The sequence below is a fragment of the Rathayibacter sp. AY1E3 genome (genome assembly GCF_002932235.1).
In the GTDB taxonomy this organism is placed as follows: domain Bacteria; phylum Actinomycetota; class Actinomycetes; order Actinomycetales; family Microbacteriaceae; genus Rathayibacter.
The window spans coordinates 93715-112261 of record NZ_PSVN01000006.1 but is presented as its reverse complement, the minus strand read 5'-3'; the positions used below and the strand labels follow the sequence as shown (position 1 = coordinate 112261).

The window sequence follows — 18547 nt, the reverse complement described above, 5'->3', positions numbered from 1 at the left end:
CGAGCAGCAGCCCCGCAGCGCCGGCCGAGGCGCCCCCTCCTCCACGCTCGAGGCGGGCGGACGCCCTCCGCCGACGCCGTGCCCTCAGGCGCGGACGTCCACCAGCGTCCGACCGTGCGAGCGGCCGGCGAGCACGTCCTCGGCCGCGTCGACCGCCCCGCCGAGCGGCACCGTCGTCGTCAGCTCGTCGAGCAGCTCCAGGTCGAGGTCGTGGGCGAGGCGGCGCCAGGCCTCCTCGCGGAGCTTGCGCGGCGCCTCCACCGAGTTGATGCCGGCCAGCGTCACTCCGCGCAGGATGAACGGCATCACGCTCACCGGCAGGTCCGGCCCCTGCGCGAGACCGCATGCCGCCACGGTCCCGCCCCACCGCGTCTGCGCGAGGGCGTTCGCGAGCGTGTGCGAGCCGGCGGAGTCCACCGCTCCCGCCCAGCGCTCGGACTGCAGCGGCTTCCCGCCCTCCTGCAGCTCGGCGCGGTCGATGACGTCGGAGGCGCCCAAGCGCTGGAGCAGAGCGCCGTGCTCGCCGAGCCGGCCGGTCGAGGCGACGACCTCGTGGCCCAGGCGCGCCAGGAGCGCGACGGCGAGCGACCCCACGCCTCCCGAGGCCCCCGTCACCAGGACGGGACCGCTGCCCGGCCGCACGCCGTGCCGCTCGAGCGCCAGCACGGCCAGCATCGCCGTGAAGCCCGCGGTGCCGATCGCTCCGGCCCGTGCCGCCGAGATGGCGCCGGGAAGCCGGAGCAGCGACGCGGAGTCGACACGCGCCCGCTCGGCGAGCCCGCCGTCGTGGCGCTCGCCGAGGCCGGCGCCGTTGAGCACCACCCGGTCGCCGGAGTCGAAGCGCTCGCCCGCCTCGCCGTCCGCGTACTCCACGGTGCCGACCAGGTCGATGCCGGCGACGAGCGGGGTGCGGCGCACGATCCCGGGACGCCCCGCCAGCGCGAGGGCGTCCTTGTAGTTGACGCTCGAGTACTCGACGGCGATCGACACGTCGCCGTGCGAGCGGTCGGGGTCGTCGCGCTCGAGGAGGCGGGCTCGGTTGGGGGTGTCGGTGTCGGAGTCGGAGTGCCGCTCGACGACGATGGCTCGGTACATGGGCCCACGCTACGCCCGCGGGCCCGCGGCCGGGCGGTCAGTTCAGGGGCCGGGTGCCCTCGGGGAGCGATCCGCCGGAGTAGAGGGCGGCGGCCGCGTCCTGGAGCGCCGTCAGGGCGACGCGCTGCGTCCACGGACCGTAGGAGACGCGGGCCAGCCCGAGCTCCTCGAAGCGGGCGGGGGACTGCGATCCGGGGACGCCGATGACGCTGACGCGCTGCCGCCCGAGGGCGGCGACGAGGGACTCCAGCTCGGCGTCCTGGAGCAGCCCGGGGACGAAGAAGCAGGTGGCGCCGGCGTCGAGGTAGGCGCGGCCGCGCTCGACGGCGTCGGCCAGGACCTCATCGCGGTCGCGGTCGCCGGCACGGAGGAGCACGTCCGTGCGGGCGTTGAGCGCGAAGGGCACCGCCTCCTCCTCGGCCGCGGCGACGGCCTTCTCGACCGCCCGCAGCGCCTCCGGGAGCGGCTTCGCCTGGTCCTCGAGGTTCGCGCCCACGACGCCGATCCCGATCGCGCGCCGGACCGTCTCGCCCGCGTCGCCGTAGCCCGCCTCGAGGTCGGCCGAGACCGGGACCTCGACGGCGGCGACGATGCGCTCGATCATGCCGAGGTGCAGCTCCAGCGGGATCCGCTCGCCGTCCTCGTAGCCGAACGCCGCCGCGATGGAGTGGCTGGCGGTCGCGAGCGCCCGGGTCTCCGGGAGCGCGGCGATCGTGGTCGCGCTGATCACGTCCCAGACGTTCACCACCTGCAGCAGCTCGGGGGCGGTGTGGAGGTCGACGAGGGTGCGCCCGCGCGCTTCGATGCTCATGGCACGAGCGTAGGGCCCGCGTGCGCGGCGCAGGCCGCCGCATCGCAGTCCGCGCACACGACGAGCTGGGCGCGGCAGGAGAGGTCGGTGCAGTTGCGCATCCGGCTGGTCGGCGCGGCGCACGAGGTGCAGCGGCCCAGCACCTCGGCGTCGGGGGAGAAGGAGACGGAGCCGCGGCCGTCGAAGACGTACAGGGCCCCCTTCCACAGCCCGCGGTCGCGCCGCGCCTCGGCGTAGCGGACGACGCCGCCGTCGAGCTGGTACACCTCGCCGAAGCCGCGCGCCGTCATCAGGCTCGACAGCACCTCGCAGCGGATGCCGCCGGTGCAGTACGTGACGACGGGCCGGCCCTTGAGGTGGTCGTAGACGCCGGCGTCGAGCTGCTCGACGAACTCGCGGGTGCTGGAGACCCCCGGCACGATCGCCCCCTCGAACCGGCCGATCTCGGCTTCGAAGGCGTTGCGGCCGTCGAAGAGCACCACGTCGTCGCGCTCGGCGACCAGGGCGTCCAGCTGGTCCGGGTCGAGCCGCGGCGCCGTCCCGACGACCCCGTCGGCGTCGACCCGCAGCTCGTCGGGCGCGCCGAACGAGACGATCTCGTCGCGCACCTTCACCGAGAGACCGGGGAAGTCGAGGCTGCGGCCGTCGTCGTCGAGGCCGGAGCCGTCGCTCCACTTCACCTCGAGCCCGTGGAAGGCCGAGTGCTCACGGGTGCGGCGGACGTAGCGCTTCAGGGCGTCCATGCCGCCGCCCAGCGTGCCGTTCACCCCGTGCTCCGAGATCAGCAGGCGCCCGCGCAGGCCCAGCGACTCGCACAGCTCGCGCTGCCACAGCCGCACGGACTCGGGGTCGGCCAGCGGCACGAAGCGGTAGAACAGCAGGATCTTCGGCAGCACCGGCACATCCTACGAGGACGTCCGGACCGGGGCGCGGCGTGTGGCAGCATCGTCGGGTGCCCGACGCCTCCGCCCCCGTGCCGCACTCCCGCCTCGAGGACGTCTTCGGTCTCGTCACCGGTGCGTTCGTCGTGTCGCTCGGCCTCTACCTGCTGCGCGCGAGCCAGGCGGTCACGGGCGGCACCGCGGGTCTCGCGCTGCTGCTGGGGTACCCGCTCGACATCCCGTTCGGCGTGATCCTCGTCACGGTCAACGTGCCGTTCCTCGCCCTCTCGCTGTGGAAGAAGGGCTGGCGGTTCACGCTGCGGACCATGTTCTCGATCGTGCTGGTCTCGGTCCTGGCGGGGCTGCACCCGCTGGCGTTCGGCGAGCTGCGGATCGAGCCCGTCTACGGCGTCCTCACGGGCGACGTGCTCGCGGGGATCGGCCTCCTGATCCTCTTCCGGCACGGGTCGAGCCTGGGCGGATTCAGCATCGTCGCCCTGATCGCGCAGGAGCGGCTCGGCTGGCGGGCGGGCTACGTGATGATGGCGCTCGACGCGTGCGTGGTCGCGGCCGCGCTGCTGGTGGTGCCTCCGCTGAACGTGCTGATCTCGGCGGCGGGAGTGGTGGTGCTCAACCTGGTCCTGGCGTTCAACCACCGGCCCGGGCGCTATCTCGGGTCCTGACCCCCTCCGCAAGCCCTTCGGCGCGCACCGCCGGGTTCCTAGGCTGAGGGCGCGGGCCCCCGCCCGCCCTTCCCGAACGGAGAAACCGGATGTCCGACTGGACCTACGACCCCTACGCCCGCCTCGGCGAGGTGCCGACCTTCGCGCTCGAGAGCGACGACATCGCCGACGGTGCGCCCCTGTCCGCCCGCCACTACGGCGAGGGCTCCGGCGGGGAGGACGTCTCGCCGCACCTGCGCTGGTCGGGAGCCCCCGCCGAGACGAAGAGCTTCGCCGTGACGGTGTTCGACCCCGACGCGCCCACCGGCTCCGGCTTCTGGCACTGGGCCGTCTACAACCTCCCGGCCGACACCACGGAGCTCCCCACGGGAGCCGGAGCCGCCGGCTTCGAGCTGCTCCCGGCGGGCGCGCAGACGCTGCCCAACGAGATGCGGCTGCGCCAGTTCGTCGGAGCGGCGCCGCCGGACCGCGAGCACCGCTACTTCTTCGTGGTGCACGCCCTCGACGTCGAGTCGCTCGACCTCGATCCGGAGTCGACGCCGGCGATCCTCGGCTTCAACGCGCACTTCCACACCCTCGCGCGGGCGCAGATCGTCGCCACGGCGACGCCGGACGGCGCGAAGGGCTGACCCGCTCCGCGGGGAGCGCGCGCTACCCGAAGAGGGTGCGCGCCTCCTCGTAGCGGGCGTCCGGGACCGTCTTGAGGGTGCCGAGCGCCTCGGCGAAGTCCACGTGGTAGATGTCGGTGCCGCGCAGGGCGACCATGCGGCCCCAGTGCTCGGCGACGACGGAGTCGATGGCGGCCATGCCCAGGCGGGTCGCGAGGACGCGGTCGAACGCGGTGGGCGTGCCTCCGCGCTGGATGTGGCCGAGCGTCGTGGCGCGGGTCTCGATGCCGGTGCGCTCCTCGATGAGCGGGGCCAACAGCTCGCCGATGCCGCCGAGGCGGGGCCGGCCGAAGGCGTCGAGGCCGCGCTCGGAGTGGGCGTCGTCCATCGTGTCGAGCGAGAAGCCCTCGGCGACCACGACGAGCGGTGCGCGCCCGCGGTCCTGCGCGCTCTGCACCCACTCGACGATCTGGTTTAGGGAGGTGCGCTTCTCCGGGATGAGGATGACGTGGGCGCCCGCGGCCATGCCGGAGTGCAGGGCGATCCAGCCGACGTGGCGGCCCATGACCTCGGCGACCATGCAGCGGCCGTGCGAGTCGCCGGTGGTGCGGAGGCGGTCCATCGCGTCGGTCGCGATGCCGACGGCGGTGTCGAAGCCGAAGGTGTAGTCGGTGGCGCCGAGGTCGTTGTCGATGGTCTTGGGGACGCCGACGATCTTGAGGCCCGCGTCCGTGAGGCGCTTGGCCGCCGCCAGGGTGCCCTCGCCGCCGATCGCGATGATCGAGTCGATGCCGTTGCGGTCCATCATCTCGGCGATCTTCTCGGGGCCGCCGTTCTCGCCCTCGAAGGGGTTCGTCCGGCTGGTGCCGATGATCGTGCCGCCCTGCTTGGCGATGCCCTGGATCTCGGGGCGGCCCAGGGGCAGGAGGTCGCCGTCGACCACTCCGCGCCAGCCGTTCCGGAAGCCCACGAACTCCTGGTCGTAGACCTTGATGCCCTTGTAGACGGCACCGCGGATGACGGCGTTGAGGCCGGGGCAGTCGCCACCGGAGGTCAGGATCCCGATCTTCACCCGCTCAGGTTAGAGGACCCGGTGAACGGATGTGCACGCGGACGACGACGGGCCCCTCCTCGCCGCCTCGAGGAAGGGCCCGTCGTCGTGCTCGGTGCTGGTGGGACTAGGTCGTGACGAGCTCGCCGTTGACGCCGCGGGGGAAGAATCCGCCGGTGCGCGTCCCGGCCGCGGGGTTCAGGTACACGATGTTGAGGACCTGGCCCGGGGTGCGGCTGAACGCGATGGAGCTGCCGTCGGTCGGGACGATGTTCGCCTGGCCGTTGACCTTGACGCCCTGGTCGAGGTCGGTCTTGCCGTCGAGGCTGTCGCGCGCGTCGGAGAGCTTGTTCGCCGAGTCGGACAGGTCGGCGGCGTAGATCGCCGAGCGGATCGCGCCCGCGTGGTACGCCTCCACCGCGAGGATGCCGGCGGCCGCGTCGAGGTAGGTCTTCGACTGGATGAGCGGGGCGGCGCCCTTGTAGGCGGTCACTCCCACGTCCTCGAAGACGAAGGCGCCGAGCAGGAAGTTCGACTCGCTCGCGAACGGGTCGAACGACTGACCCGCCTTGATCAGCCCCGCCGCAACGGCGGCGGAGTTGAAGCTGTCCTTCAGGTTGATCGCCGGGCGGGCCACCTTCGCGGTGCCCAGCGCGGCCCGCAGGAACTGCACGTGGGCCTTCTCGTCGTTCGCGACCTCGGTGGCGAAGCTCTTCAGCCACGGGGTCTTGAAGTCGACGGGGCGGCCGCCGATGACGCCGCCGGGCGTGCCCTTGCCGGTCACGTCCGAGCCGCCGAGGCCGGTGCCGTAGACGGCGCGGAGGTAGAACTCGGCCTCGAGGTACTCGAGGTTGAGGGCGAAGTTGAGGATCGAGGCGTCGCTGGGGCCGCTGGCAGCGACCTCCTCGGCGGAGGCGGTGGGCGCGGCGAGGGCCGCGGCTCCGATGCCGAGGCCGGCGACGCCGGTGGCCTCGAAGAAGCGGCGACGGTCGAGAGCGGTCTCAGAGCTCTTGACGATCGCGTTGCGGATGAAGGTCGTGTCGAACATGTGCGCATCTCCAGTGTTAGGCGGGTGCCGGGCAGCTGGAGCGCCGCCGCGACAGCGCGAAGCTACGCCCGGGACCGACCTGCTGACCAGTGGAAACGGGCGATCGGATCCGCGCATGTGTTCACGCCGTCTGAACCAATCCGCCGGGCGTGTCGCTCCGAACACGTCGTGGATGGGGGTTCTGCGGAGGAGCGTCCGATCCGGTGTCGGAGCCGCCGGTTAGCATCACTGCGTGTCGATCCCCGCCCCTGCTCCCGAGCCCTCCTGGGCGACGGTCTACGCGCCGTCGGAGCCCGTGAGCCTCGAGCTCACCCTCCGCACGCTGCTGCGGGGCTCGGGCGACCCGACCATGCTCCTCGACGCGTCCGGCTTCTGGCGGGCGTTCCGCACGCCGCTCGGCCCGGGCACGCTGCATCTGCGGCAGGCGGCGGACGGCGCGATCCACGCGCGCGCCTGGGGCGGGGGAGCGGAGTGGCTGATCGACGCGGTCCCCGAGCTCCTCGGCCACGGCGACGACTGGAGCGGGCTCGACCTGTCGGCCCACGCGCCGCTCGCCGAGGTGCTCCGCCGCTCGGCGGGCCTGCGCCTCACGCGCACGAACCTGGTGTTCGAGATGCTCGCGCCGTCGGTCCTCGAGCAGAAGGTCACGAGCACGGAGGCGTGGCGCGCCTACCGGGTGCTGGTGCGCCTCCACGGGGAGCCCGCCCCGGGGCCGGTCGCTCTGCACGTGGCTCCGAGCGCGCAGCAGTGGCGGCGCGTGCCCTCGTGGGACTGGCACCGCGCGGGAGTGGATCCGCGGCGCTCGCGGACCGTCCTCACCGCCGCGCTCGTCGCCTCCGGCCTCGAGCGGACCCTCGCGCTCGGGCGGGGCGGCGACGAGGTCGCCCGCCGGCTGCAGTCGGTGCCGGGGATCGGGCCGTGGACGGCGTCCGAGGTGATGATGCGGGCCCACGGCGATCCGGACGCGGTCAGCGTGGGCGACTACCACCTGGCCGCGGCCGTCGGCTTCGCGCTCACGGGCCGGCTCGGGGTCGACGACGACGGGATGCTCGAGCTCCTCGAGCCGTGGCGCGGGCACCGGCAGCGGGTCATCCGGCTGATCGGCTGCAGCGCAGCGAGGAAGCCGCGGCACGGCCCGCGGATGACCATCCAGGACCACCGCCGGCACTGATCCGCTCCTCCACAGGGGCGGCTCGCGGGCGAGTCGGCGCGACCACCGCGTCACGCCGCGTTCGCGCGGCGGGTCGGGCTTAGCCTCGGAGGATGCAGCAGTCGACGACCCCAGGTGTGCCCGGCAGCGACCCGGAGCGCGAGCCCGACGACGCGGCCGTGCGGAGCGGGGTCGCCGCGACTGTCGGTGGTCGGACGCCGGAGGGCGGCACGAAGTCGGACGACGAGGTCGAGGTAGGTGAGGCCTGCGACTCCGTGAGCGGGGCCGAGGTCCTGCCGGCGCCGGAGTCCGCGTCCGAGGACGTGGCCGAGCCTCAGGACGAGCAGGAGTCCGACGCTGAGGACGAGGACCTGCGCGAGTCCGGTGTTCAGGACGAGGACGAGGTCGTGCGCGACGCTCAGGACGAGGCCGTGAGCGAGTCCGAGATCCAGGACGAGGACGAGGTCGTGCGCGACGCTGAGGACGAGGTCCTGCGCGGGCCCGACGCCGCGTCGGAGTCGGAGCTCGCCGCGCCCGCCGCCGCCGAGCCCGAGGTCGACGACCGCCCGATGATCGAGCGCGTCGAGTCCCTGGTCCGCCGCTGGATCGCGCGCAGCGGCGAGTTCCCGGTCGAGCCCGCCGCCCAGCGGCTCGCGGGCGTGCTCCAGGACCCGAACGGACTCGACTTCACCGTCGGGTTCGTCGACGGCGTCGCCCGGCCCGAGGACCTCTCGGTCGCGGCCGAGAACCTCGCGGCGCTCACCGCGAAGACGCCCGCCTTCCTCCCCTCCTACCTGCGCGCCGCGATCAGCACCGGCGGCGCCGTCGGCCCCGTGCTGCCCTGGGTGGTCGTGCCCGCGGCCCGCCGGGTCCTCCGCCGCCTCGTCGGGCACCTCGTGGTCGACGCCTCGGAGGCGCGTCTCGGTGCGGCCGTCGCCGCGCTGCGCGAGGGCGGCGACCGGCTCAACCTCAACCTCCTCGGCGAGGCCGTGCTCGGCGAGCGCGAGGCCCGCCGCCGCCTCGAGGGGACCCTCCGCCTGCTCGAGCGGCCGGACGTCGACTACGTCAGCGTCAAGGTCTCGAGCGTCGTCAGCCAGCTGTCGATGTGGGCCTTCGAGGAGGAGGTCGACCGCGTCGTGGAGCGTCTCACCCCGCTCTACCAGGCCGCCGCGTCCGGAGCCGACCCCACCTTCATCAACCTCGACATGGAGGAGTACCGCGACCTCGATCTGACGGTCGCCGTGTTCCGGCGCCTCCTCGAGCAGCCGGGCATGCTCGACCTCGAGGCGGGCATCGTCCTGCAGGCCTACCTGCCCGACTCCGTCCGCGTGCTCGACGAGCTGACCGAGTGGGCGCAGGAGCGCCGGGCCCGCGGCGGAGCCCCGATCAAGGTGCGCGTCGTGAAGGGCGCGAACCTCGCGATGGAGAGGGTCGACGCGGCCCTGCACGACTGGCCGCTCGCGACGGTCGGCAGCAAGGTGGAGGCCGACACGAACTACAAGCGCCTGCTCGACCGGGCACTGCGGCCGGAGCGCGTCGACGCGGTGCGCGTGGGCGTCGCCGGGCACAACCTCTTCGACCTCGCCTGGGCGTGGCTCACGGCGACCGAGCGCGGGGTGACCGGCGCGGTCGAGATCGAGATGCTGCTCGGCATGGCGACCGGGCAGGCGCGCGCCGTCCGCGAGGACGTGGGACGCCTCCTCCTCTACACGCCCGTCGTGCACCCGCACGAGTTCGACGTGGCCATCTCGTACCTCATCCGCCGGCTCGAGGAGAACAGCAGCCCCGAGAACTTCCTCTCGGCCGCGTTCCGCCTCGACGACGAGGAGGTGCTGCAGCGGGAGCTCGGCCGCTTCCGCGCCTCGCTCGAGGCCCTCGACGACTCCGTCCCGCCGCCGAACCGCACGCAGGACCGCCTGCGGGAGTGGTCCTCCGGCTCCGGCCGCCGCCTCGTGCAGGAGCACGCCCGCGCCGGCGAGCGGGCGCAGGACCCGGCCGCCGCGGGCCTGACGCAGGCCGTCCTCGGCCTCAGCCGCGGCTCCGGCGCCGCCGCCGCGACCGCGGGCTTCCACAACGAGCCCGACACCGACCCCGCCCTCCCCGGCAACCGCCGCTGGGCGCGCCTGATCACCGAGCGCATCGCCGGGTCGACCATCGGAGCGGGCACGGCCGACGCCGCGCGCGTGAGCACCGAGGCGGAGCTCCAGGAGGTGCTGCGCACGGTGTCCCGCCGCGCGGAGCGCTGGGGCGAGCGCCTGGGCTACGACCGAGCGGCCGTGCTCGACCGCGCCGGCCTCGTCCTCGCGGCGAACCGCGACCGCCTGATCGAGGTGATGGCCTCCGAGACCGGCAAGACGATCGCCGAGGCCGACCCCGAGGTCTCCGAGGCCATCGACTTCGCCCACTACTACGCCACCCGCGCCCGCGAGCTCGACGCCGTCACCGGGGCCACCTTCGTCCCCGCGCGGGTCACCGTCGTCGCTCCGCCGTGGAACTTCCCGGTCGCCATCCCGGCCGGATCGATCCTCGCGGCGCTCGCCGCCGGCTCCGGAGTCGTGGTGAAACCGGCGCCTCAGGCCCGCCGCTCGGCCGCTGTGCTCGTCGAGGCGCTCTGGGACGCGGGCGTCCCGCAGGAGCTCCTCGCCCTGGTCGACCTCGACGAGGAGGAGCTGGGACGGGCGCTGATCACCGACCCCCTCGTGGACCGCGTGCTGCTCACCGGCTCCTACGAGACCGCCCGCCTCTTCCGCTCCTGGCGGCCCGGCCTCGCACTGCAGGCCGAGACCAGCGGCAAGAACGCGATCATCGTCACTCCCCACGCCGACTACGACCTCGCCGTCGCCGACATCGTCCGCAGCGCCTTCGGGCACGCCGGCCAGAAGTGCTCCGCCGCCTCCCTGGTGATCCTGGTCGGCTCGGTCGCCCGCTCCAAGCGCTTCCGCGCTCAGCTGGTCGACGCCGTCACGTCGCTCCGCGTCGGCCGGCCCGACGACCCGTCGGCGGTGATGGGGCCGCTCATCGAGGAGCCCACCGGCAAGCTCCTGCACGCGCTCACCACGCTGGGCGGAGGCGAGTCGTGGCTCGTCGAGCCGCAGCGCCTCGACGAGAGCGGCACGCTCTGGTCCCCCGGGATCCGCGAGGGCGTCACCGAGGACAGCTACGTCCACCTCACCGAGTTCTTCGGCCCGGTGCTCGGGATCATGCACGCGGCGACCCTCGAGGACGCCGTGCGGATGCAGAACGGCACCGAGTACGGGCTCACGGCCGGGCTCCACTCCCTGCACGCCGACGAGCTCGCCCTCTGGATCGACTCGGTCGAGGCGGGCAACCTCTACGTCAACCGGGGCATCACCGGAGCGATCGTCCGGCGCCAGCCCTTCGGCGGATGGAAGCGCTCGTCCGTCGGCGGCGGCGCGAAGGCGGGCGGACCCAACCACCTCATCGGCCTCGGCTCCTGGAAGCCCTCGCCCGCGCGCTCCTCCTCGACGCTGCACCTGCGCGGGCTCGACGACCGCGCGCGCCAGTTCATCGAGGCGGCCCAGTCCTCGCTCCGGTTCGAGCAGTTCGACCTGCTCCGCCGCTCCGCACTCTCCGACCAGCTCGCCTGGGCGACCGAGTTCGGAGTCGTCACCGACATCTCGAAGGTCGGCGTCGAGCGCAACCTGTTCCGCTACCTCCGCGTGCCGATCGCGCTGCGCCTGGCCGACGGCGGCGACCTCGGAGAGCTCCTCCGCGTCATCGCCGCCGGCCTGCTGACCCGCTCCCGGATGGACATCTCCACGTCCCTCCCGCTCCCGCCGCGGGTCCAGGAGATGCTCGGCGGCGACGAGCTCGCCGAGATGGCGGGCCTCGTCCCGCGCATCGTCGTCGAGACCGACGCCCAGTGGCTCGAGCGCGCCGCCGCCGGCCGCATCACGGCCCCGCGCATCCGCATCATCGGCGACATCGTCTCCGACCGCGTCGACGGCTACGCGGGCCCGCAGGCCCCCGGCAGCCCGACGCACGGACAGCAGGCCGTCGTCCGCCGATCGTCCGACTCGACCGGCTCCTTCACCGACGTCGTCGCCGGCATGACCCGCGGCAGCACAGGCAAGCCGGTCCCGCTCACCCGCGCCGACGGATCCCGCGTCCCCCTCGCGACCGCCCTCGCCGAAGCCCTCGGCGGCGCCCTCGACACCGCCGTCTACGCCGACCCGGTCACCCCCGCCGGCCGCGTCGAACTGCTGCCCTTCCTCCGCGAGCAGGCGATCTCGATCACGAACCACCGCTTCGGCAACCCGATCGATCTGAGCGACGACGTGCTGTAGTCGATTCCACGCCCGTCCCTGACGGGCGTGGCGCGGTCGGCATCTCGACGGGGTGCGTTCTGTGGAGCGGGGGACGTTCGGCTACAGCGATCCGCTCGCACGCGGATCGCTGGTTCGCCTCGGGGGCGGTGCTCGTGGGGATGGTGTGGATCGTGTGTGGCGCGGTCGGCTTCGCGACGGGGTGGGTTCTGCAGGGCGGGGTGCGTTCGGCTGCAGCGATCCGCTGGTACGCGGATCGCTGGTTCGCCTCGGGGCGGTGCTCGCGGGGATGGTGTGAACGGGCGTGGCGCGGTCGGCTTCTCGACGGGGTGCGTTCTGCAGGGCGGGGTGCGTTCGCCTGCAGCGATCCGCTGGTACGCGGATCGCTGGTTGGCCTCGGGGGCGGTGCTCGCGGGGATGGTGAGATCAGGCTGGCGCAGGTCGGCCTCCCGACGGAGCCCCGGGACGCGGCTCGACGAGGCGCGGGGGACTTACTTGTCGCGGCAAGTAGTGGGTAGGGTGGGGGGATGAGTGCGCCCGAGACACGTTGGCTGACGCCCGATCAGCTCGACGCCTGGCTGCGCTTCATCGCGGTCGTGGAACTGCTGCCGGGCGCCCTCGACACGCAGCTGCAGCGCGACGCGGGACTCACGCACTTCGAGTACCTGACGCTGGCGATGCTGTCCGAGGCGCCCGACCGCGCCCTCCGGATGACCACGCTCGCCGCCCGCACCAACGCGACCCTGCCCCGCCTCTCGCACGTGGTGACCCGCCTCGTCGCCCGCGGCTACCTCGAGCGCCGCCCCTGCGCCTCCGACGGCCGCGCCACGAACGCGGTGCTCACCGACGCCGGCCTCCAGAAGATCGTCGACACGGCGCCCGGTCACGTCGCGACCGTGCTGGCCGACGTCATCGATCCGCTCGACGCCGAGCAGATCCCGCAGCTGGCCGACATCATGTCGCGCATGCTCGCCCGGCTCGACCCCGAGGGCAGGATGACGGTCGACGCCGTGCGCTCCTCGCTCGGAGACCCCGACACCCGCTCCTGCTGAGCGCGCCGACCCCTCACTCCCGGGGCGGACCGGCCTCGGCCGCGGCCGGATCCGTGTACAGGGACTCCCGGACGTGCCCGTCAGGGTCCTCGAGGCCGCGCGCCCACAGGGAGCCGAGGCCCTGCACCCCGACCGGCTCGGCGCCGCCGGAGGCCAACCCGTTCCCGAGCACCTCGCCGACCTCCTCCCGGCTGCCGACGCTCACCGCGAAGAGGCCCTGCACCCGGGAGCGCGCGTCGACGATCTCCTTCGACCTGGAGGTCGAGAAGGAGAGGTGCGGGACGACCATCGCGGACACGTGCTCGGAGGCGACGGAGCAGGCGGCGTCGTCGCTGAACAGAGGATTCAGGGCTGAGAAGGGGATCCAGGGTCCGGCCGAGCGCCGTGGAGAACGCCCTCGAGCGCTCCGGATCCGTGAACGGGAGGTCGACGAGGATCGAGTCGACGGCCCTCCGCGTCAGTACAGTGATCGGCCGCGCGACACGCGGGAATCGGTGCCATCATCGCCTCGTGCAGTTCACCACGACGCTCTTCCAGATCGGCAACAACACCGGCATCGAGGTGCCGCCCGAGGTCCTCGAGGCACTCGGCGGCGGCAAGCGTCCCGCCGTCGCGGTGACGGTGAACGGCTACCGCTTCACCAGCACGGTCGGAGCGATGGGCGGACGCGCGCTCATCCCGTTCTCGGCCGAGAAGCGCCGCGAGACGCAGCTCGCCGGCGGTGACGCGATCGACGTCGTGATCGAGCTCGACACCGCGCCGCGCGAGGTCGTCGTGCCGGAGGACCTGGCGTCCGCGCTGGCCTCAGCGGGCGCTGTGGAGCGCTTCGCCGCGCTCTCGCCCAGCGCGCGGAAGGCCCACGTCACGTCGGTCGAGGGCGCGAAGGCAGCCGAGACGAGGGCGCGCCGCGTCGCCTCGATCGTCGCGGCGCTCGCCGGCTGACGGGCGCGCCACGGTCCGGGACGCGACCTCCCCGCCGGATAGGCTGCCTCCGGCGCCCCACGGCGGAGCGCCCTGGAAGCGGAGTCGGGGGACTTGATGGGTGCGGTTCGGCGTTGGGTGTTCCCGATCGTGTGGATGGTCATCATCGGAGCGGCGAGCATCGCCCTGGTGAAGATCGCGTTCTTCCCGGACGGCGCGGCCGAGGCCGATCCGACGCAGCCGACCGGTGAGATCACCGAGCCGACCGTCACGGTCGCCCGCGGCACGGTCACCAACGACCTCACCCTCCAGGGTACCGTCGCCGCCGACCCCGCCGTGCCGCTCAAGGCGACGGCGGCCGGAACGGTCGACGACGTCTACGTGCAGCAGGGCGCGGCCGTCGCGTCGGGCGATCTCATCTACGACATCCGCGTCGAGACTCCGCGCGACCCGGTCGAGACGACCGGCCCGGACGGCGCCGTCACCCTCACCCAGCAGGAGCCCTCCGTGCGCTTCGAGCGGGTCTACGCCGCGACCGGCGGCACCCTCAGCGCGCTCGGCGTCATCCACGACCAGGCCGTCACGGTCGGCGAGGTGACCGGACAGGTCGCGCCGCCGAGCTACGCCGTCACCGGCACGATCGACGCGCAGCAGCTCTACCGCATCCAGAACCGGCCGACGGAGGCGCAGGTCGCGATCACCGGCGGGCCCGCCGGCTTCACCTGCACCGACCTCACCATCAGCACCCCTCTCGCCGGAGCCGGCGAGGGCGGCACGACCGGCGGAGCGACGGACGGCGGCGGCGGTGGAACCTCCACCGGCGGCTCCGGCACGAGCTTCACCTGCCAGGTGCCGACGGAGGTCACCGTGTTCCCCGGGCTCGCCGCCTCGGTGACGCTCGCGGGAGGCAAGGCGGAGGACGTCCTCGTCGTGCCGACCACCGCGGTCGAGGGCACCGCCCAGTCCGGCGTCGTGTTCCGCCGGGCGGACGACGGCAGCACCGAGGAGGTCCCGGTGACGCTGGGACTCACCGACGGCAGCTCCGTCGAGATCACCGGCGGAGTGGAGGAGGGCGCCGAGCTCCTGCAGTTCGTGCCGGGCGCGGAGGAGGCTGCTCCCGACGTCCAGCTGGGCGGCGACTGCATCGCGCAGCCCGACGGCTCGGTCTTCTGCTCGTGACGATCCTCCGGCTCGAGGGGATCCGCAAGGTCGTCCCGCTGCCCGATGCGCCGCCGCTGACGATCCTCGACGGCGTCGATCTCGAGGTGGGCGAGGGCGACCACGTCTCGGTCGTGGGGCGCAGCGGCTCCGGCAAGTCGACGCTGCTCAACATCCTCGGACTCATCGACGAGCCGACCGAGGGGCGGATGCTGCTCGAGGGTGCTCCCACCGAGACCCTGTCCTCGCGGGCCCGCGCGCGCATCCGCGGCGGCAGCATCGGCTTCATCTTCCAGCAGTTCAACCTGCTGGAGGGGCGGACCGCCCGCGAGAACGTGATGACGCCGCTGCTCTACGCGACCGGATCGGAGTTCTGGCGCCGCCGCGACCTCGCGGCCGAGATGCTGGAGCGGGTCGGCCTCGGGCACCGCGTGGACTCGATGCCCGGGCGCATGTCCGGCGGGGAGCAGCAGCGGATCGCGATCGCCCGCGCCCTGGTGCGCCGACCGCGGCTGATCCTCGCCGACGAGCCGACGGGCGCCCTCGACACCGACACCGGCGAGAGCGTGATGGGCCTGCTCGACGAGATCGCCCGCGAGTCCGGCTCCGCGCTGGTCACCATCACCCACGACCCGGCCATCGCGGCGCGGGCCGAGCGCCACTACCGGCTCGACCACGGCCGCCTGGGCTCGACCGCGGATGCGGGCCCCGTCGCCGAGGGGGTGGTCCTCTGATGCGCGCGCTCGTCGGGATCGCCGGCGCGATCGTCGAGGCGTGGACCGAGCTGCGGATCCACCGCGGCCGCGTGCTGCTCTCGCTGATCGGAGTCGCGGTGGCCGTCGCCGCCCTGACCGCGGTCGTCGCCGCCGGTGGCATCGCCCGCCAGGCCAGCATCGAGCAGGCCGAGCGCTCCAGCGGGCGCCCGGCGAGCCTCTTCCTCTCCGCCTACCCCTCCGGTACCGGCACCTCCGAGGTGGATGCCGACGCACTCCAGGCCGCGTGGACCGGTGCGCTCGAGCGCTACTCCATCACCTACGCGAGCCGCTCGACCTACGGCAGCGCGCGCGTCCAGTTCGCCGACGGCGCCGTCGACGTCGCGGTGCAGGCGGTCGACCAGCCCTTCGCCGAGATGCACCGGCTGAAGATCGTGGACGGCTCCTGGTTCACCGCCCGCGACTCCCAGCGCCTCGCTCCCGCCCTCGTCGTCAACGAGCGCTTCTGGGAGCGGATCGGGAGCCCGGATCTGCGCACCCACCCGGTGGTCACCCTGCTCGGCTCCGAGCGCGACGTCACGGGCGTGGTGGTCGGCGTGACTCCCTCCTCGCAGTTCGAGACGGATCCGTCGATGATGATGCTCGCGGACGCCTACCCGGCGGTCGCCCGCGACGCCGACCCGCAGTACGGCGGGCAGGGCGTGCCGAACTACGAGATGTGGGTGCCGCTCGACCTGGCCGAGCCCCTCGCCGCGGCGGTGGAGCGCGACGTGGCCGGCGCCCTGGGATCCGACTTCGAGGTGTCGGTCGACCGGCAGGACTACCTGGTCTACGACTCCGACCCCTTCGGCGTGCTGACCTGGGTGATCGGCGGCGTGGCGGGCCTGGTGCTGGCGCTCGGCGCGCTCGGACTGCTCAACATCGCCCTGGTCACCGTCCGGCAGCGGATCCGCGAGATCGGCATCCGGCGCAGCTTCGGCGCCTCCTCCGGCCGCATCTTCTTCTCGATCATGATGGAGAGCGTCGTGGCGACCGTCGTCGCCGGAGTGGTCGGCGTGACGATCGCGGTCATCCTCGTCACCAACCCCTGGACCGTGGCCTTCGTGCAGGACAACGGGATCGCTGACATCCCGCCTTTCCCGGCCGAGGCGGCGCTGCTCGGGCTCGGGGCGGCGACCCTCGTCGGCGCGCTCGCGGGCCTGGTGCCGGCGATCGTCGCCGTGCGGGTGAAGGTGATCGACGCGATCCGCTACTGAGGCCCGCCGAGGGTGATGACGAGCTCGTCGCCCTCGAGCGCGGCGTGCGCGTCGGAGTAGTGCGCGATCCGGGGCAGCCCCCGGGTGCTCGCACTCTCGTGGCTCCCGACGACGATGACGCGCATGCCGGCGTCCAGACCCGCCCGGATGCCGGCCTCGGCGTCCTCGAACACCAGCGCGTCCTCGGGGGAGACGCCGAGCAGGGCCGCGGCGGCGAGGTAGCCGTCGGGAGCAGGCTTGCCGTTCGCGACGTCGTGCGCGGTGACGACGGTGTCGGGGGAGGGGACGCCCGCCGCGGCCAGACGGGCGGCCGCCAGTGCCGGGCTCGCGGACGTGACCAGGGCGACGCGCTCGCGGGGGAGCGAGGCGAGGAACGCCGTCGCGCCGGGGATCTCGACGGTGCCCTCGGTGTGCTCGAGCTCGTACGCGTCGAGCTCCGCGACGATCGCGTCGACGTCGCTGCCGGCCGGAGCGAAGCGGCGGACGCTGTCGGCGGCGCGGACACCGTGAACGGCGCCGAGCACCGCGTCGTGGTCGAGAGCGAAGCGCTCGGCGAAGGCGCCCCAGATGGTCTCGACGACGGCCGTCGAGTCGACGAGCGTCCCGTCCATGTCGAAGAGGGCGGCGCGGGCTCGCAGGAGGTGGTGCATGCGTCCATCCTGGCGGTCGGCGGCCTCCGGCGTCTGCCGGAGCGGACAGCGCTCGGACAGCGCGCGATCAGCCCGCCCTCAGGCCATGCATCGTGTCGCGGCGCTACGGTGGTCCGAGATCGCGGGCAGACGCCCGGAGGGGAGTGGAGGACGCCATGACGGACGACAACGGAACCGGCACGGACCAGGGCGCGAGCACGGGCGGCGAGGCCTCCGGACCCCGCGCCGGGTGGTACCCGGACCCGGCGGGCTCGTCCCGTCAGCGCTGGTGGGACGGGACCGGCTGGACGGAGTCGCTCCGCGACGCGCCGGCGGCCACTCCCACCGCCCCGGCCGAGAGCGGGTCGGCGCAGGCCGCCGTGACTCCCGTTCCGCCGACCGCACCGACTCCGCCCGCGCCGCCCGCCGAGCGTCCCGCCTACGGGGAGACGTCGAGCGGAGCGGCGACGAGCTACGGGCAGTCGGCCTCGGGTCGGTATCCGCAGCAGCCGTCGTCCGCCGACCCGCAGCAGAGCTACGGGCAGCAGGGCTACGGGCAGGGCTACGGCCAGCAGGGCGCCGGCCAGCAGCAGCCGCAGCAGCCGCAGCAGGGCTACGGCCAGCAGGCTCCCCAGCAGTACGGCCAGCAGCCGCAGCAGCCCTACAACCAGCAGCAGCCGCAGTACCCGGAATACGCCGCGGCTCCCGGAGCACCCGTGCAGCAGCGCGACACGAGCATCGTCACGTCCACCCCGTGGATCTGGGTGGTAGTCCTCCTGCCGCTGCTCTCGGCGCTGTCGATCTTCCTCCTCCCGCCGAGCGCGATCGTCGACTCGTCGATGGCCTCGACCTACGGGCCGAGCTCCTCGATGGGGATGTCGACCGCCTACCTCGTCGGCCTCGGCGTGCTCCAGGTCGTCGGCTTCCTGATCTACGCGGCGGAGGTCGTCTTCGCCTTCCTCGACTGGCGCCAGCTGAAGCGAGCCGGCCTGCAGCGTCCGTTCCACTGGGCGTGGGCCTTCCTCGCCGCTCCCTACGTCTACGTGATCGGCCGAAGCGTGGTCGTGAAGCGCGTGACCGGCGGCGGACTCCTCCCGCTCTGGGTCTTCCTCGGCGTCGTAGTCGTGTCGTTCCTCATCGCGATCGGCTGGACGGTGTCGCTCTTCTCCCAGATGACGCAGGCCTTCGCTCCCGCGGGCTTCTGA

Annotated in this window: 17 protein-coding genes; 10 read left to right on the top strand and 7 right to left on the bottom strand. The window is 73.5% G+C overall.

Annotated elements, in window-relative coordinates; translation table 11 throughout:
- Positions 1-84 precede the first annotated feature (84 nt).
- The 3 genes from C5C53_RS06930 to C5C53_RS06920 are packed head-to-tail and all read right to left on the bottom strand — an operon-like array spanning position 85 to position 2802.
- Positions 85-1095 (bottom strand): MDR family oxidoreductase, encoded by a 1011-nt coding sequence (locus C5C53_RS06930; protein ID WP_104249899.1) that lies wholly within the window; start codon positions 1093-1095, stop codon positions 85-87.
- A 37-nt stretch (positions 1096-1132) separates the two neighbouring features.
- A complete protein-coding gene (locus C5C53_RS06925) occupies positions 1133-1906 on the bottom strand; it encodes an isocitrate lyase/phosphoenolpyruvate mutase family protein (RefSeq protein WP_104257672.1) in 774 nt (257 codons plus the stop codon).
- Positions 1903-2802, bottom strand: coding sequence for a rhodanese-related sulfurtransferase (locus tag C5C53_RS06920; protein ID WP_104222869.1), 900 nt, complete (start codon positions 2800-2802; stop codon positions 1903-1905). Before C5C53_RS06920 ends, C5C53_RS06925 begins: the two co-directional genes overlap by 4 nt.
- A gap of 56 nt (positions 2803-2858) precedes the next feature.
- Between C5C53_RS06920 and C5C53_RS06915 the strand changes: the two genes are divergently transcribed.
- Both C5C53_RS06915 and C5C53_RS06910 read left to right on the top strand, forming a co-directional pair.
- Positions 2859-3470: a YitT family protein gene (locus tag C5C53_RS06915; protein ID WP_244230588.1), complete on the top strand. Its 612-nt coding sequence runs from the start codon at positions 2859-2861 to the stop codon at positions 3468-3470.
- Positions 3471-3559: 89 nt separating this feature from the next.
- Complete coding sequence (locus C5C53_RS06910; RefSeq protein ID WP_104222867.1) at positions 3560-4099, top strand: YbhB/YbcL family Raf kinase inhibitor-like protein; 540 nt, start codon at positions 3560-3562, stop codon at positions 4097-4099.
- Between the two features lie 22 nt (positions 4100-4121).
- Here C5C53_RS06910 and C5C53_RS06905 read toward each other — a convergent pair whose 3' ends face one another.
- Positions 4122-5150, bottom strand: coding sequence for a 6-phosphofructokinase (locus C5C53_RS06905; RefSeq protein ID WP_104226151.1), 1029 nt, complete (start codon positions 5148-5150; stop codon positions 4122-4124).
- Between the two features lie 106 nt (positions 5151-5256).
- On the bottom strand, positions 5257-6177 hold the full coding sequence (locus C5C53_RS06900; protein ID WP_104222865.1) for a ferritin-like domain-containing protein: 921 nt from the start codon (positions 6175-6177) through the stop codon (positions 5257-5259).
- 232 nt (positions 6178-6409) lie between these two features.
- Between C5C53_RS06900 and C5C53_RS06895 the strand changes: the two genes are divergently transcribed.
- From C5C53_RS06895 to C5C53_RS06885, 3 genes are all read left to right on the top strand, one after another.
- On the top strand, positions 6410-7348 hold the full coding sequence (locus tag C5C53_RS06895) for a DNA-3-methyladenine glycosylase (protein WP_258075384.1): 939 nt from the start codon (positions 6410-6412) through the stop codon (positions 7346-7348).
- A gap of 548 nt (positions 7349-7896) precedes the next feature.
- Positions 7897-11634, top strand: coding sequence for a proline dehydrogenase family protein (locus tag C5C53_RS06890; protein WP_104267205.1), 3738 nt, complete (start codon positions 7897-7899; stop codon positions 11632-11634).
- Between the two features lie 506 nt (positions 11635-12140).
- On the top strand, positions 12141-12665 hold the full coding sequence (locus tag C5C53_RS06885; protein ID WP_104233099.1) for a MarR family winged helix-turn-helix transcriptional regulator: 525 nt from the start codon (positions 12141-12143) through the stop codon (positions 12663-12665).
- 13 nt (positions 12666-12678) lie between these two features.
- Here C5C53_RS06885 and C5C53_RS06880 read toward each other — a convergent pair whose 3' ends face one another.
- Positions 12679-12963, bottom strand: a complete 285-nt coding sequence (locus tag C5C53_RS06880; RefSeq protein ID WP_104267167.1) for a hypothetical protein — start codon at positions 12961-12963, stop codon at positions 12679-12681.
- Between the two features lie 212 nt (positions 12964-13175).
- Here C5C53_RS06880 and C5C53_RS06875 point away from each other — a divergent pair, with 212 nt between their 5' ends.
- From C5C53_RS06875 to C5C53_RS06860, 4 genes are all read left to right on the top strand, one after another.
- The gene (locus C5C53_RS06875) at positions 13176-13607 is read left to right on the top strand and encodes a YdeI/OmpD-associated family protein (protein WP_104267204.1); all 432 of its coding nucleotides are present in this window, start codon (positions 13176-13178) and stop codon (positions 13605-13607) included.
- A 135-nt stretch (positions 13608-13742) separates the two neighbouring features.
- The gene (locus C5C53_RS06870; RefSeq protein ID WP_104246912.1) at positions 13743-14765 is read left to right on the top strand and encodes an efflux RND transporter periplasmic adaptor subunit; all 1023 of its coding nucleotides are present in this window, start codon (positions 13743-13745) and stop codon (positions 14763-14765) included.
- Positions 14762-15478 carry an ABC transporter ATP-binding protein gene (locus C5C53_RS06865; protein ID WP_104233102.1) on the top strand — a complete coding sequence of 239 codons (717 nt, stop codon included), beginning with the start codon at positions 14762-14764 and terminating at the stop codon, positions 15476-15478. The genes C5C53_RS06870 and C5C53_RS06865 overlap by 4 nt, the downstream gene beginning before the upstream one ends.
- Positions 15478-16713, top strand: coding sequence for an ABC transporter permease (locus C5C53_RS06860; protein WP_104267165.1), 1236 nt, complete (start codon positions 15478-15480; stop codon positions 16711-16713). Before C5C53_RS06865 ends, C5C53_RS06860 begins: the two co-directional genes overlap by 1 nt.
- Here C5C53_RS06860 and C5C53_RS06855 read toward each other — a convergent pair.
- Positions 16707-17363 (bottom strand): HAD-IA family hydrolase, encoded by a 657-nt coding sequence (locus tag C5C53_RS06855; protein WP_104267164.1) that lies wholly within the window; start codon positions 17361-17363, stop codon positions 16707-16709. The two genes, C5C53_RS06860 and C5C53_RS06855, sit on opposite strands and share 7 nt — an antisense overlap.
- A 155-nt stretch (positions 17364-17518) precedes the next feature.
- On the opposite strand from C5C53_RS06855, the gene C5C53_RS06850 reads away from it, so the two are divergent.
- A complete protein-coding gene (locus C5C53_RS06850; RefSeq protein WP_146084650.1) occupies positions 17519-18547 on the top strand; it encodes a DUF2510 domain-containing protein in 1029 nt (342 codons plus the stop codon).